Below are 16,359 nucleotides of genomic sequence, written 5' to 3' on the forward strand. Positions count from 1 at the left end.
TAGTACAAATACAGATATGTGTAATTGTATTAAAATAGTTTATAAATGGCAGCTATTGTAACTTAAAATGTAAAATACTTTTAACTTTTAAGGATAAAAAAAACCATACTTTACTACAAGTATGGTTTTATGGTTTGTGTTTAGTATAGCCCTAAAATGGGATAATTTATTTTTTCTTTAGCTTTTTTATTACTGCTATAGTTTGTTTTACGGTAGCTTCTAAACCTTTATAATCTTTATTAGCTATAATGTCTTTACTTATTAATTTAGAGCCTATACCAACGCAAGTAACACCTGCATTAAACCAAGCTGCTAAATTATTTTCTTCTGTGGTTACACCACCTGTTGGCATTACGTTTGTCCACGGTTGTGGGCCTTTTATAGCTTTTACAAAATCTGCTCCGTAGGTTGCACCAGGAAATAGTTTTACTACCTCACAGCCCAACTCTTCTGCAGTGTTTATTTCTTTTAAAGAACCACATCCAGGAGACCACATCACTTTACGCCTGTTACACGCTATGGCAATGTCTTCTCTAAAAGAAGGTGTTACTATAAAATTGGCTCCCATTTGCATATACAAAGAGGCTGCTGCTGCATCTGTTACAGAGCCTACACCTAGTACCATACCTGGCAATTCTTTTATGGCGTATTTGTTTAACTCAGAAAATACTTCAAAAGCAAAATCGCCGCGTGCGGTAAATTCCATTAAACGTGCGCCTCCATTGTAACAAGCTTTTAAAATGTTTTTTGCTAAATCTACATCAGAATGGTAAAATAAGGGTACCAAACCGGTTTCATTCATTATATTAAAAACTTCTATTCTGCTATATTGTGCCATAATTGTATGCTGTGTTTTTATTATTTTAAAGTGTTAGCGTGCTACTTTACCAGAGGCATCGCCACTCATTAATTTTTCTACTTCATCTACAGTAACCAAATTAATATCTCCGGATACAGTATGTTTTAAACAACAGGCTGCCACTGCAAAATCTACTGCTTGTTGTGCGTTATATTCTTTATTTAATAAGCCATAAATTAAACCTCCCATAAAAGCATCTCCACTACCTACCCTGTCTACAACAGGCGTAACATCTTTAATTGCGGCGCTATAAAGCTCTCCATTATCATACAAAATACCACCAATTTGCTGGTGAGATGCGCTTATAGAGTAGCGTAATGTTGTAGCTACTTTTTCTAAATTAGGATACAATGTAAATAATTTATTATACAAGCTTGGTAAGGACTCTTTGTTATTGTAATCTGGATTTTCTTGTGCCAATCCCGACATAAAAAATGCGGTGTCTAAATCTCCCAAAATTACATTGCTGTAAGATAATAGCTCTGGCATAATATCTTTTGGTTCTTTACCATATTGCCACAATTTTGCTCTATAATTAAGGTCTGATGTTATAAAAACTCCCATTTTACTAGCAGCTTTTACAGCCTCTAAACACACATCTGCTGCCGTTTGCGATACTGCTGGCGTTACACCACTCCAATGAAAAACGGTAGCGTCTTTAAAAACTTCCTCCCAATTTATAGTACCAGGAGTTATAGTTGCCATTGCACTATTAGCCCTATCATACACCACCTTACTACCTCTTGTACCTGCACCGGTTTCTAAAAAATACACCCCTAACCTATCACCACCAAAAGCAATATTTTTAGCTTGTACATTACGTTTTTTTATTTCCATTAGGGCCGTTTGGCCTAAGTCATTATCTGGTAAGCGTGTAACAAACTCGACCTCTAAACCGTAGTTAGCTATAGATACAGCTACATTAAACTCTCCGCCGCCATAGGTAGCTGTAAAATTATTTGCTTGTGAAAAACGCAAATGTCTTTGCGTAGACAAACGCAACATAATTTCTCCAAAGGTGACTACTTTACTCATTTTTATACTTTTAAAAGTTTGGCAATTGGTTAATCGATTAAGCATTGGGGTAAAATAAAATCAAAACCGCGTTGTAAACAACTATAGCTTTGATTATAAGTGTATTTTCAATACTTTTGGTTAATCGATTAAGCAAATATATTAAAAATTGTCAAACAAAAAAACCACCCTTAAAGATATTGCCGGTAAATTAAATATATCTACGGCTGCTGTTAGTAAGGCTTTACGTAACGATTCTAGAATTAGCAAAAAGACAAAAGAGGCTGTAAAAAAAATAGCTAAAGATTTAGATTACCAACCAAATAACCTTGCTAGTGCTTTGCGTAGTGGTAAAAGCAACTTGGTGGGTGTTATGGTACCAAGCACAAGTAGCTCTTATTTTTCATCGGTTTTACAAAATATAGAAGAGGTTTTAAACAGTAAAGGCTATAACGTTATTGTAACACAGTCTAACGAGTCTTACACTAAAGAATGTAACAATATAGACACCTTACTTTTTACGCAAGTAGATGGCATTATAGCATCTATGGCAAATGAAACTATAGATTTAAATTACTTTGAAAAAATTAAGTCTAAAGGTATACCACTTATTTTGTTTGATAGAGGTGAAAACAACCTAAATGTAGATTATATTGGTATTAACGATTATGATAGTAGCCATATGATTGTGAACCACTTGGTACAAGAAGGTCGTAAAAATATTGCTCATATAGGCGGATTTAAACACACACGTATTTTTAATAACAGAATTAGAGGTTATATTGATGCGTTGCAAAAACACAAGCTTACTTTGTTTGATGATTATGTAAGTGAAAGCAACCTTACTATTGAAGATGGTAGAGCACAAATGAAAAAATTGTTAGCGCTTAAAAACCCACCAGATGCTGTATATGCTGCTAGTGATTATGCTGCATTGGGTGCTTTGCAAGTTTTAAAAGAAGAAAAAATAGCGGTACCTAAAACTATTGCGCTTGTTGGTTTTGGTAACGAACCCTTTACCACAATGGTTACACCAACTATTACCACAATAGACCAACACAGTGCTGAAATTGGCAAAATTGCTGCACAAACCTTTTTAGAATATGCTGACCAAAAAACAACTACACAGCAATTAAATAAAAAGATATTAGAGGCTAAGCTTATTGTTAGAGAATCGTCCTAAAAAAACTTAGTGCTGTAAATACAAAAAGTCGTGCTTTGTAGCACGACTTTTATATGTAGTAAAATAGTAAGTTTACTTAAACGGAAATAACTTAGACTCTGTATGAGAATCTTTCATTATTTGTTTTAACTCTGCTACTATATTTAAGTTTGTAGAAGCAACATTGTATTCTTCTTTAGGGTCTGTAGCTAAATTATACAGCTCAAACTTACCTTGCTTTTCTGCATTTATTTTATACCATACACCTTTCCAATCGCCTTTTCTTACTGCTTTTCTCCCTTTTTGTATATTAAATTCCCAATACAAATACTTATGTTGTTTTTGCTCTCCTTGGTTTAATAATGTTGGCACTAAAGAAACACCATCTACCTCAGCCGGAATTATAGTTTCTGTAATATCTGCTACGGTTGGTAAAATATCCCAAAAAGCAGATACCATATTTGTGGTTGTACCTGCTTTAATTTTGTTAGGCCATACTGTTATAAATGGTGTACGTATACCACCCTCATACAAATCTCTTTTTTCTCCTCTTAATCCGCCTCCACTATTAAAATATGCAGGGTTTGCGCCACCTTCTTTATGTGGACCATTATCACTAGCAAACATTATAATAGTATTATCTGCAATGCCTAATTCTTTAACCTTTGCAACAATTTGCCCTACATACACATCTAACCTATCTACCATAGATGCATACATTGCATATGGTTTGTTTTGAGAACTATATTCTGTTGGGTTAATATGTGGTCCGTAGTCTGATGTATAACGTTCTTTAGTGGTATGCGGTACTTCTTTAAACTTACCATCATACTTTTTAAAAATAGAATCTTTAGGTGCCATTAGCTCTGCGTGTGGAAGGACCAGTGGTACATAAACAAAAAAAGTTGTATCCTTATTCTTTTCTATAAACTTTAAAGTTTCATCTTGTATAAGATCTGGTGCGTAGGTCACGGTATTGGTATAATCATTACCCTTTAAAAGCACTTTTTTATCATTTTTCCATAAATGCGTTGGGTAATAACGGTGTGCTTGTCTTTGACAATTGTAACCATAAAATTCATCAAAACCTTGGTTTGTTGGATCTCCAGTAGAACCAATATAACCCAAACCCCATTTACCAAAAGCTCCATTTACATAGCCTGCTTCTTTTAACACTTCTGCTATAGTAACACTAGAAGCTGGTATGGGCTCCTGCCCTTCTTGATCCTTTAATTCTCTGTTGCCTCTAATTGGTGTGTGCCCAGTATGCAGACCTGTCATTAAAGAAGATCTAGACGGTGCGCAAACCGCAGAACCTGTATAATGTTGTGTAAATTTTATTCCGTTTGCAGCAAGTGCATCTATGTTTGGTGTTTTAAAATTTACCTGACCGTAACTACTTAAGTCACCATAACCTAAATCATCTGCAAGAATATAAATTATATTAGGTCTTTGTTTTACTTTTTCTTTTTTGTTTGTATTAACTGCAGATATGGCTTCCTTTTTGGTCTCTTTACAAGCTAAAAATAAAAGCAATGTTGCCACAAAAACAAAACTAGAATAGCTTAATTTATTCAATTTCATTTTATTAAAATTTAATAAGTTTATTGTAATTATCTAAGTTTTAGTTGCTGAATATTATTGTAGTTTTTACCACGTATAGCCTCAAACTCAGTAATCATTTCCCGTAACTTTTCTGGTTTAGCTTTTGCCAGATTATTTTGTTGTGCCTTATCTTCTTTTAAATTATACAACTGAAAATCTGGACTACTACCTGTTTCTATATCTACTTTTTCTTGGTATGCTTTGCCTTTGTAAGGCGGTATCATTAACCAATCTCCACTGCGTAATGCTGTTCTTGAGGTTGCCTCTATAATTAAATTATCTCTTCCCGTTTTTTCTTCACCCAAAAATGTTTTTAAAATATTTTTACTATCTGTAGAACTTTCTTGTGTACCTACTAAATTTGCTATAGAAGCTAATAAATCTACTTGGCACACAATAGCGTCAGATTCCCCAGGCGTAATATGATTTTTCCAATACGTTATAAAAGGAACACGTGTACCAGCCTCAAACAAACTGTACTTACCACCTCTTAAGCCTCCTTTAGGATCGTGATTTCCTAGTTTCTCTACAGCATCATCATGATACCCATCGTTTAAAACTGGACCATTATCACTAGAGAAAACTATTAAAGTATTCTCTAAAATACCTTCTTCCTTTAATGTTTTTACAAACTCGCCAATACACCAATCTGCTTCTAAAATAACATCACCTCTTGGGCCTAAACCAGATTTACCTGCAAACCTTGGGTGCGGAGTACGTGGTACGTGTGGCTGTTGCATTGCATAATATAAAAAGAACGGAGCGTTTTTATGTGTTTTTACATAGTCCTTAGCTTTAGCTAAAAAATGATCTGCCATATCTACATCACTCCATTTAGCAGCCTCACCACCTTTCATATACCCAATTCTACCAATACCATTTACAATACTATTGTTATGCCCGTGATGCCATTTCATATCTACCATTTCTGGGTTATCTACAGCAGTTGGTTCGCCCACAAAATTAGTTTTATAGTTTACCTCTATAGGATCATTAGGATCTAAGCCTACAACATTACCATTGTCTATGTATACCGTTGGTACGCGGTCTTGCGTTGCAGCAAGTATATAAGCATCATCAAAACCAACCTCATTAGGACCTGGAGAAACACGCTCATTCCAATTTACATTTCCTGTTCCCAAACCTAAATGCCACTTGCCAACAATTGCAGTTTGGTACCCTTGGCTTTTAAGCATTTTAGGTAATGTTTGTTGTTCTGTACTAATTAATAATGGTGCTGTACCAGGCAGTATTTTAGCATCTTTATTGCGCCAAGGATACACACCTGTTAGCAACGCATACCTACTAGGTGTACAGGTTGCAGAAGTTGCATAACCATTTGTAAACTTTAAGCCTCCAGAGGCTAAGGCGTCTATATTTGGGGTGTTTAATTCTGTTGCTCCATAAGAACTAATATCACCGTATCCTAAATCATCTAAATAAATGACAACAATATTGGGCTTAGTATTTTCCTTTTCTGCAGTTGCAACGACTTTGGTTTCTTTAGGTTTTTCTTTACAACTAAAGCTTACTAGTATAAGAAATAGTACTGTTAGGTTAAGTATTTTTTTCATAAAGTGATTGTTCTAATTTTAAATAAACTTATTTGTGGGGCATAAAAAAAAGAATTCCACTTTACTATAAAACTAAAACGGAATTCTTGTAATTTACTCTTCTAAAACTGTAACTGTTATGGTTTTATCTACTTTCCAGACATCACCACTTTTAACAGATTCTGCCACAGAGTCTTTAAAGATATTTACAAGTTTTATATCTTTTTCTCCAAGTTCTGTAAATAATACGTAAACTAAATTATCTGTAGATATTTTACCTGCGTTGGGTTTTATAAAACGCGCATAATTTAAAGTATCTGCAGCGGTAAAATTACCACTTATAAAGTGCATACCGTCTTCTATTTCCCATTGATGGCTAACTAAGCCCCTAGAGAGGTCGTTAAACGCAACGTACTTATTTAAACCGATAACTCTTTTTTCTTGTTCATCTTCATCAAGATCAAAAGAGGTCCAAACTGTTAAACTAGAAAAGTCTCCGTATGGTGGTTCATAATCATCTTCTTCTGAACAGCTAAATGCCAAGCAAAAAAACATTAGTAACAGAGTAATTTTTACTATTTTTTGTATATTTTTCATTAATTTATGTTTTAAAAATTAATCATCAATTCTATTGTTATTTAACCTTTCTCCTTGAGGAATATCAAAATAACCCGTTTGCCCAGCAGACCAAGCTGCTGCTGCATCTATATACTCAGAAAACTTTTTAGGACCATTCCCTTTTTGTAACAAGCTTTGCTTACGCACACCCTCTTTTCCATTAGTTCTAGTATACGTATAATCTGCTACAGAAAATACTTGCGTGCTTAAATCTTGAAATCTTTCTAACGTAACTCCCCAACGACGTAAATCTATAGTTCTTGTAGAAAACCCTTCTAAGGAAAGCTCTAGTGGATATTCTTTATACATTAAATGCTCCATTAAAGATGATGATGAATACGTAACACCATCAAAATCGTGTGCGCTACCATCTGGAATACCTAACAATTGCAATCCCCAACGACTACGTATTTGGTTTATTAGTTTTAAGGCTCCACTTACATTACCGGCTTGTAAAAAGCATTCGGCTTGCATTAAATACACGCCAGAGAGACGATTAACAACTACATTTCTTCCAGATTTCCAAGGAGATGTAGAGGTTTCAAACTCGGTTATATGCCCAATATGGTTGGTATATTTTTTATAATTAGAAAATCTTGTGTTACCAAACGTTGTAGTTTGTGGTGCTGTATATTTGTAATACTCAGAAATTTCATCATTAACAACAGCAATAGTTTGTGCTGCTCTTAATGGTATAGTTCTTAATTCCCCGGTAATATCACCATCTATATAATTTCTAGGATCTTGGGTATCCATAGGTTCTGTAGTATACTCATACGTTAGCCAAGCAGATGGCAATAACTGCGCTTGTCCACCTATTGCTAATTTTTCTTCTGCGTGTTTTGCAGTTGGCGCACATCTACGAGCCAGTCTGTTTGCAAAAGACTCTTCATCAAAAAAGCCATCTTCTAATTGTTGGTCATTAGCATAGTTAATTTCAAAAATAGACTCTGAGTTAAACTCACCTGCTGTTGTAAACATTTTAGATACATCTTGTTCTAACTCATACCCATAATCTCCTCTAACATTATTAATAATATCATTAAAATAAGTACTGGCTTTGTCATACTCACCTCTATACAAATAACTAGTACCTAAAATAGTAGCTGCGGCACCTGCATCTACTCTAGATTTAGGCTCCATTTGTAATGGTAAATTATTGTAGGCATATTCTAAATCTTCTGTAAAAAAAGCTATTACTTCTTCAGATGTAGATAAAGGCTTAGAGTAGTCTGCCGTAGATTTTGGAACAGATTCTCTTATTATTATTTTTCCTTCATTAAAAGTTGAGTGCAGGTAAAAATGCATTAAACCTCTAAAAAAACGCGCTTGTGCCATTTGTTCTGTCCATCTTTGTTTAGACTTTAAATCATCTGTCATAGAATTTAAACCCTCTATAACTTGGTTAGCTCTCCAAATTATACGGTATTTAGAATCCCAACGTTTTTGCACTACAAGATTATCAAAAGTTAAACGGTGTTGGTACCAAGGTAAATATGCTCCTGTTGGGTTGTTTCTTGGTCCTGGATGTGCCAAATCTGTACGGTAAAACTCTTCTTCTAAATCTAATATATAATGATCTAACATACCGCCATATATTGATGTTAGGTTAGATTCTGATTCCTCTAATGTTCTCCAATAAGTATCTGAAGACAAAAAGTTAGGGTTGGTTTCTTCTAGGTAATTTGAGCAAGATTGAAAAAGTCCTGCCGCAATTAATACGATTATAATTATATATTTTTTCATAATATTGTGTTTAGAAGCTTATATTAATACCAAGTGAATACAAAGACGTTAAAGGAAACCTAGATAAATCTAGTCCTCTTTGTGCTACATTGCCCCCACCTACCTCGGGGTCATAACCATCATAACCAGTAATTGTTAATGGGTTTTGCGCAGAAAAATAAAGTCTTAATTTAGAAATTCCATTTTTCATTAGCATATCTTTATCTAAGCTATAGCCTAAAGAAACTTGTTTTAGTCTTAAATAATCTCCGTTTTCTACCCATAAATCTGTATCACCATCATAATTTGGGTGCCTACCATTACGATCTATATAAAAAGGAATATTAGACGTAGGGTTGTCTGGTGTCCACATATTATACAAATCTCTATGACGCCCTCTTGTAAAAGCATCTGCTTTGGTACCGTTAATAATTTCTGCACCTACAGAAGCATACCAGTTCATTGAAAAATCAAAGTTTTTATAAGCCCAAGTTAAATTTAAACCAGCTTCAAAATCTGGTAATCCACTACCAGAGTACACTCTGTCATCATCTGTAATTTTGCCATCACCAGCATCTGCAATACCATCATTATCTGTATCTACAGTTTTTTGGTCTGTGTAAATTAAATCTCCCAGTCTAGCATTAGCGTCTAATTCTTGGTAGGCCAATAATTGCTCTTCGGTTTTAATAGTTCCTTGTGTTTGGTGCAGCCAAAAAGAGGCAGCTTCTCTACCCACCTTAAAAACGGTTACTGGAGATAGTAATACTTGTGAATTAGAATTGTAAATAATATCTACACCATCTACAATATGTGTAATTTCATTAGAGTTTTTAGTAAATGTAGCGCCAATAGTAATTTTACTTTTTCCTATCTTCTCATTGTACTGTGCTCCTATTTCTAAACCTTTATTGGTCATATTACCAATATTTAAAATTACATTTTGTGGTTGACCAGATACTACACCTGTAGAACCAGGTAACCTAACAGGAAACAACATATCTTCCTTTTTTGTAACGTAATAATCTGCAGATAAGGTAAATTTATTTTTAAAGAAACCTAAATCTATACCAATATTGTCTGATATTGATGTTTCCCACTTTACTTGAGGATTAGAGTAAGCAACTACAGCAGAACCTAAGTTTACAACCGCATCATTAGGATCAAAAATATAGTCTCTTTCACCTGCTATTACAGATGCAAATTGGTAATCGTTAAAACTATCATTACCAACGGTACCGTGACTGGCTCTTATTTTAAAATTGTTAACTGTTGCCTTTAAAGATTTCCAAAAATTTTCACTAGAAACGTTCCAAGCACCAGAAATAGAAGGAAAGTTACCCCAACGGTAATTTTCTCCAAACTTACTAGACCCATCTCGTCTTATTAAACCAGATAATAAGTATTTGCCCTTGTAATTGTATTGTACCCTTCCTATTAAACCTATGTTTTTTCTAACATAATTAATACCAGATTCTGCTAATGGATCTTGCCCAGCGTTATTTATAACTTCTACTTCATTAGAAATAACACCGTTTCTTGATGCTAAAAAAGATTGAAAATTTCTTTCATCAAAAGAAGTACTTGCAAGTGCAGTTACGGTATGATCTCCAAAAGATTTTTTATAGTTTAAACTACCATCCCAACTAAAAACGCTTAATCTAGATGATTCTGCAGATACACCACTTTTTAATGGGTCTACTTCTGAAGTCTCTGTAGTAACATCAAAAAGTTCAAACCTAGGTCTAAAAATGTTTCTTACAGAGTTATTTATATTGGCACCAATTCTAGTAGTAAAATCTAATTCGTCTGTAATTCTTCTGTTTACACTTAAGCTTACATTTATTTTATCTGTTTTTTGGTTATCCTTTCTTTTAAGGTTTTGTGCAAGTGTATTTAACGGTGTTTCTACACCACCTTGTCCAGATTCTGTAAAAAATACATCAGAGTCCCTATCTATTATAGGAAAATAGGGTTTGTAACGTATTGCATTGGTTAACAAACTATTTGTTGCTCTGTTACGGTCCTCTAAAATGTAACCAATACTTGTATCTATTTTCCAGTTTTTTGTATTGTATGTAGTATTTGCTCTACCATTGTACCTTTTAAAAGAAGATCCTACCAAAACACCATCGGCATCAAAATAACCACCTACTACGTTGTACGTAAACTTATCTGTACCGCCAGAGATATTTAAATTGTATGTTTTACTTTCTGTATTATTTATTAATACAATATCTCTTAAATCGTTATCATTATTTAACCATTCTGGTCTGTTTGGTCCCGGATCAAAAGCTTGCGGATAGTATCTTTTTATTTGAGTTTCAAAATACACCTGTTCTTTAGTGTTAAGTAACGGTATGTTTTTACCTAAATCTTGTATTCCGTAAGAGTGATTAAACTCTACACGCATTGCACCTTCTTTACCTTTTTTAGTTGTAATTAATATTACACCTGCAGCACCACGTGTACCGTAAACAGCGGCAGAAGCGGCATCTTTAAGTACATCTATAGTTTCTATTTCATTAGCACTTAACCTAGGGTCTCCTTGTTGTGGTATACCATCTACTACAAATAATGGTGTATTACTACCAGATAAAGATGTTATACCTCTAATTTGTATGCTAGACTGTTCTCCTGGTTCCCCAGAGTTTGCAGTAATATTAACACCTGCTACTTGGCCTTGTAAAGCAGAAGCTAAATCTGGTGTTATAAATTGTTCTACCGCTTCTGATTTTATTTGTGCTACAGCACCAGTAAGTTCTTTCTTTTTAACAGTACCGTAGCCAATAACAACTACTTCATCTAAAGTTTCTAAATCTGTGTCTAAAACAACGTTTAATTTACTGCTGGTTACCTTTATAGATTTTGGCTCCATACCTATAAAACTAAATTCTAAAATGGCTCCTATTTTAGTATTTATAACATAATTACCATCAAAATCTGCTGCTACACCATTAGTAGTTCCTTTTTCTACTACAGATACTCCTGCAATTGGTAAGCCATCATCAGAACTTGTAATTGTTCCTTTTACCTCAATATTTTGTGCAATTGCTGTAAATGTGAAGAACAACAACAATACCGTTGGTAGTATTTTTAAACCAAAAGCCTTACTTGGTTTTATTGTTTTTGTTTTGTTTTTCATTTCCTTTAAGTTTAGTTTTTTAGTTTTGTTAGTTTTATTATCAATGCATTTTTACTTCATATTTTTTTTGTTTTAGTTACTACTTATTTAAATGTTAATTTACCTACAGATGCATCTGTTTCTAATATTTTAGATGCTTTACCCTTGTAAATATTTTTTTTAAACTGAATGTTTTTTGAATGACTTATACGTATTGCAGGATTATTTGTGTGCAACTGAGGAAAAGTACCGGAATTGGTAATTATGTTTTTTGTAAACAACAACCCATCTGTATTTTTAACCTGAAGTATTAAATTATCAAACTGGTTAAAAGTATTGTTTTCTATGGTTACATTTTTAAAAGCAATATTAGCGTTATCATCATCTGTATCAAACCTAATTACTCCTCTATTAAAACCACTGTGTTGGCAATCTTGAAAAGTGTTTCCTGTAATTAACAAATCACTAGCACTGCCAGACTCATACCAATGTCCGCTTTCTACAGGAATTAAAACAGCTTCCATTTCTGTACTAAAAAAGTTATTTTTTATAACTGTTTTTTTAGGTGTAGATATTAATAAACCACGTGCTCTGTTATTTTTTATTGTACAGTTTTCTACTGTTAACTCTGGATACGCATCTAAATTTTCTATTAAATCTCCTACGTTAAGATTTTCTGGTAATTTTTTATTAAAAGTGATAATTTGATACCTACTATTTATTTTTTGAATACTCTTTATAGAATTTTCTGCATAAGGGAAAAAAGAATTACTTAAACGTAAAAAACCTATTTTATCATTAGCTCTACCTATTACAAAACCTTGCTGCTGAAAATGTCCCATTCTAATACCCAAAGTATATTCATCTTTAATATCCTGTACAATTTGGTACGTACCGTGTACATTTGTAGCATCATCTAACTGATTAGAAAAAGTAGAATTTTTTAATACCACTTTACCTCTACAACCTACAAAATGTGTAGCATCTGCACTTGTAGATACCATACGCCCGTTAGAAGCTGTTACATTAAAACCATCTAAAATTAAGTTTTCTGAGTTTTCTGCAATTAACCCCATACCACCAGCGTGGTGTACATTTACATTAGTAGCAAAAAAACCGATAACGTTAGACACTCTAAATGCTGGTGCTAATCTATTATGCTGTTGTTCTCCTTTACTAACTATAATTTTACCAACCTCTGGCAGTTTCTTTCTATGGTTGTAAATGCGTACAATACCCGGTTTTATTTCTTTAAAAATTAAATTAGACTCACGACTAATAATTCTTTTATCTGGATCTAACTTATCTGTAGGATATTTATAGTTTATTTTATCTAAATTTCTACTTACACTTACCTTTTTATACAATGCCAAAGAAGTATACGCTTCTGTATTAAAAGAAATTGCTTTGCGTTTTGGGTCAAACAAAATTGCTTGTCCAAAATCATGTTCATAATATTCTTTAACAAAAATTAATTGCTGATTTCTAATTTCATAAGGATACTCATCAGATATTTTAATATCAAAAGTATGCTCTTCCTTATTATTAGCAACTATAGTAGCTTCACTATGGAAGGGCACTGCCCAGTCTACCGTTACATTTTTAACTGTAATATTTGTAGAATTATCTATTAAAAAAGGTATCATTCTTCCGTGAAAAATAAAAGTAGATCCTTGCCCATCTATTGTTAAATTTTTAAAATTTTGGATAGGAAAAGCAGTTTTTATAATTACATCATTATGGTTAGATATATGTACATATTTTTCTAAACCTAGGTCCGGATAAAAATGATATGTACCTTTTTCAAAACTAATTTCTGATATTGGTAATTTATCGGCCTTTAAAATTCTTGCTAAAACATTTGGTGTTGCATCTTTAGCTATATCTAATTTAAATAGTACTTTGTCTAATGCTCCTACTTGCCCATAATTAAAACTAGTTACAAAAGTAACTAAGATAAAAAGTAGCGCTAACCTAAGACTTGTATTATTTTTAGAATGCTTGTTCATTATTTACTATTAATTTGTTAAATGTTTTATAAAATTGATAATTCTATACAATAGTATTGTCTACACGCGTAAAAGAAATGTATCTTACCGTAAAACAACACATAAACACCTAAAAAACAATTGTTTACACTCTAAAATTATTATACATTAATAATATTTAAGTTCTATAAAACACGTTAAAAGATTAAAAATTTGTTTATTTAAAACAGAAAACGGCTTTAAAAAACAACTATAAATAAGTAGAACCTTAATAACTTTAAACTTCTACAAAAAAAAACAGCCTCTATTAGGTTTTAAAGCCCATAGAAACTGTCTTTTGTTAACAGATTGTTCCCCAAACAGTCTATTTTATCTTAAAATTGTAAGTGGTTTGCAAACTATCAGAGGTTACTTTAATTGGTACGGTTCCAGGTACATTACCAACTCTTACTACTGCTGTAGCAATACCTGCTTCGGCAATAACAGCACCAACATTTACTAACTCTAAGCCATTACCCAAATTAACGGCAATTTCTCCTTTAAAATTAGGATCTATAGTACCGTTTTTATCTACTGCAGCTATGTAAACAAACAATACATCGTTTACATTTGCGGTAGCAGGTTTTCCGCTTTCATCTACCCAAACCTTTAGTTTAGTAGCCGACTCTGGAGTTTTCACTACATCTTCGGCCACTTGTTTACCGTTAATAAACCCTTTAGCTACAAGCTTACCGGGTGTAAACGAATTTAACTTAAACGTAAAAGGTGGGTGTTTTAAATTAGTAGAAATATTATTTACGTCTGGTTTTTGAGTTGCAATTAATTTATTGTTTACATATAACTTTACCTCATCTACATTAGAAAAAATTGTTACGTCTGTAGGAGAATCTTGGTTCCAATAAGTTGCAATTTTTAGTATCTTATTTTGCTCCGCACTTTGTTGACTTTGATAAAAGTAATACGCAAATTTTGGCAATCTAAAAATATCCATTATTCCTGATGCTTCAATGTTATCATGGTAACCGCGGTTATAATCATACATAACCCAATAACTATCTGAATATGCAGGAGTATTTAAATTGTCATTATGAGATTCTTGCACATTATATGCTTGTTGCAACAACCTAACCTCTCCGTCTGCTCTTAATTGTCTACTACTTTTTTCTAGTCTAATATCTTTTGGTAATTTATGCTGATTTAAGCCTGCATTGTTAGAGTAATATTCCCAATCTCCGTATTCTGAAACAGAGTATGGTTTGTTTTTTAACTCATGCGGATGTAAAATTCTGTGTTGGCGAGCTTGTAAATAAATATCATACACATCATCCATCCAACCACAAGAATATACATTGTCTCCAGGATATTCTGTATGTACTATTTTGTGTAATTCCTCCATAAAAAAGATAGGCATTTTAGTTTCGTTTAACGATACTTCCCATGCTAAAACAGAAGGTCTATTCCTATCTCTACGTATTAATTCTGATGCAGAACGGTAGCAATATTCTCTAAAAGCATCTGTGTCATTATAATATTGCCAGCCCATTATTGCATCAATAACTACTAACCCAAGCTCATCACAAGCATCCATAAAAGCTGGTGATTGTGGGTAGTGTGACAATCTTATATAATTAAAACCTGCTTCCTTTATTTTTTTAGCATCACGATACTGTGCATTATCAGATAACGCATAACCAATAAACGGATACTCTTGATGCCTGTTTACACCACGTAAAAATGTTTTTTCTCCGTTTATAAACAACTGGTTGTCTGTAAACTTAAACTCACGAATACCAAACTTTGTTTTTTGTACATCTACATCTTTACCGTTTAGTACAACTTTGGTTTCTAACACATATAAATTAGGAGTATTTGGCGACCATAAATTAGGGTTGTTTAAACTTAATTCTGCAATATTATCTACATTTTTGGTAGCTTCTATTTTTAGAATTGGTGAGGTGTACGTTTTTATAACCTTACCATTATTGATAATGTTTTGTACAATGGTTACATTCTGCTCCTTTTTGCTATCATTAGCAATATTTGTTTTTATTTTAATTGTAGATAGCTCTTTGTTTACCTTAGGATATGTTATAAAAATACCTCCACCAGCTACTTTATTTGCTAATACAGCATCAGAAATATATACGTTTTCTTTAACCAATAGTTTAGCGTTTCTATACAAACCACCATACATATTAAAGTCTAACCTTTTTAATGGTTTTGGACCTGTAATTTCATTATCGGTATTATCGAGTCTAATAGCAATAGTATTTTCACCTGCTTTTATATAGTTTGATAAATCTAATGCTATAGGTAAATAACCGCCATGATGCTCAGAAACTAATTTTCCATTCACCCAAATTTTTGAAAAATTCATAGCGGCCTCTAGCTCAAAAAATACTTTTTTTGAAGCATCTGCTTTAGAAATGTTTACTAATTTTCTGTACCAACAAATGCCTTGCCATTGGTTGTTAACTACCAACGGTTCTATGTTTGCAGTATGCGGTAATTGTACATTTTGCCAATCTTTATCGTTAAAATCTGCTGTAAATAATTCTTTAGTAGCAACTTTAGACTCGTCTACTATTTTAAATTTCCAATTTTTATTAATGTTAATTGTAGTGGGTTTATCTTGAGCATAAGACTGTATTGTTAAACTTAATACTAAAATAAAAAAAGTATAAGCTGTTTTAGTTTTCAGGTAATTCATT

Annotated in this window: 10 protein-coding genes; 1 reads left to right on the plus strand and 9 read right to left on the minus strand. The window is 32.9% G+C overall.

Annotated features, from left to right (window positions below):
- Positions 1–166 precede the first annotated feature (166 nt).
- A complete protein-coding gene (locus BFJ87_RS08595) occupies positions 167–838 on the minus strand; it encodes a bifunctional 4-hydroxy-2-oxoglutarate aldolase/2-dehydro-3-deoxy-phosphogluconate aldolase (protein ID WP_077402835.1) in 672 nt (223 codons plus the stop codon).
- Positions 839–871: 33 nt separating this feature from the next.
- Entirely contained in the window at positions 872–1,894 is a 1,023-nt protein-coding gene (locus tag BFJ87_RS08600; RefSeq protein ID WP_077402838.1) for a sugar kinase, read from the minus strand.
- 148 nt (positions 1,895–2,042) lie between these two features.
- On the opposite strand from BFJ87_RS08600, the gene BFJ87_RS08605 reads away from it, so the two are divergent.
- Positions 2,043–3,056 carry a LacI family DNA-binding transcriptional regulator gene (locus tag BFJ87_RS08605; RefSeq protein ID WP_077402841.1) on the plus strand — a complete coding sequence of 338 codons (1,014 nt, stop codon included), beginning with the start codon at positions 2,043–2,045 and terminating at the stop codon, positions 3,054–3,056.
- Positions 3,057–3,128: 72 nt separating this feature from the next.
- Here the strand turns inward: BFJ87_RS08605 and BFJ87_RS08610 are convergent, their stop codons facing one another.
- From BFJ87_RS08610 to BFJ87_RS08640, 7 genes are all read right to left on the minus strand, one after another.
- Positions 3,129–4,619, minus strand: coding sequence for an arylsulfatase (locus tag BFJ87_RS08610; protein ID WP_077402844.1), 1,491 nt, complete (start codon positions 4,617–4,619; stop codon positions 3,129–3,131).
- Positions 4,620–4,648: 29 nt separating this feature from the next.
- Positions 4,649–6,214 (minus strand): sulfatase family protein, encoded by a 1,566-nt coding sequence (locus BFJ87_RS08615; RefSeq protein WP_077402846.1) that lies wholly within the window; start codon positions 6,212–6,214, stop codon positions 4,649–4,651.
- 93 nt (positions 6,215–6,307) lie between these two features.
- Complete coding sequence (locus BFJ87_RS08620) at positions 6,308–6,790, minus strand: hypothetical protein (RefSeq protein WP_077402849.1); 483 nt, start codon at positions 6,788–6,790, stop codon at positions 6,308–6,310.
- Positions 6,791–6,808: 18 nt separating this feature from the next.
- On the minus strand, positions 6,809–8,557 hold the full coding sequence (locus BFJ87_RS08625) for a RagB/SusD family nutrient uptake outer membrane protein (protein ID WP_077402852.1): 1,749 nt from the start codon (positions 8,555–8,557) through the stop codon (positions 6,809–6,811).
- Between the two features lie 10 nt (positions 8,558–8,567).
- Positions 8,568–11,681 carry a SusC/RagA family TonB-linked outer membrane protein gene (locus tag BFJ87_RS08630; protein WP_077402855.1) on the minus strand — a complete coding sequence of 1,038 codons (3,114 nt, stop codon included), beginning with the start codon at positions 11,679–11,681 and terminating at the stop codon, positions 8,568–8,570.
- Positions 11,682–11,764: 83 nt separating this feature from the next.
- On the minus strand, positions 11,765–13,669 hold the full coding sequence (locus BFJ87_RS08635; RefSeq protein WP_077402858.1) for an alpha-1,3-galactosidase-related protein: 1,905 nt from the start codon (positions 13,667–13,669) through the stop codon (positions 11,765–11,767).
- Between the two features lie 343 nt (positions 13,670–14,012).
- Positions 14,013–16,358, minus strand: coding sequence for a glycoside hydrolase family 2 protein (locus BFJ87_RS08640; protein WP_077402861.1), 2,346 nt, complete (start codon positions 16,356–16,358; stop codon positions 14,013–14,015).
- Between the last annotated feature and the right edge of the window lies 1 nt (position 16,359).

Source organism: Cellulophaga omnivescoria (genome assembly GCF_001999725.1).
Taxonomy (GTDB): domain Bacteria; phylum Bacteroidota; class Bacteroidia; order Flavobacteriales; family Flavobacteriaceae; genus Cellulophaga; species Cellulophaga omnivescoria.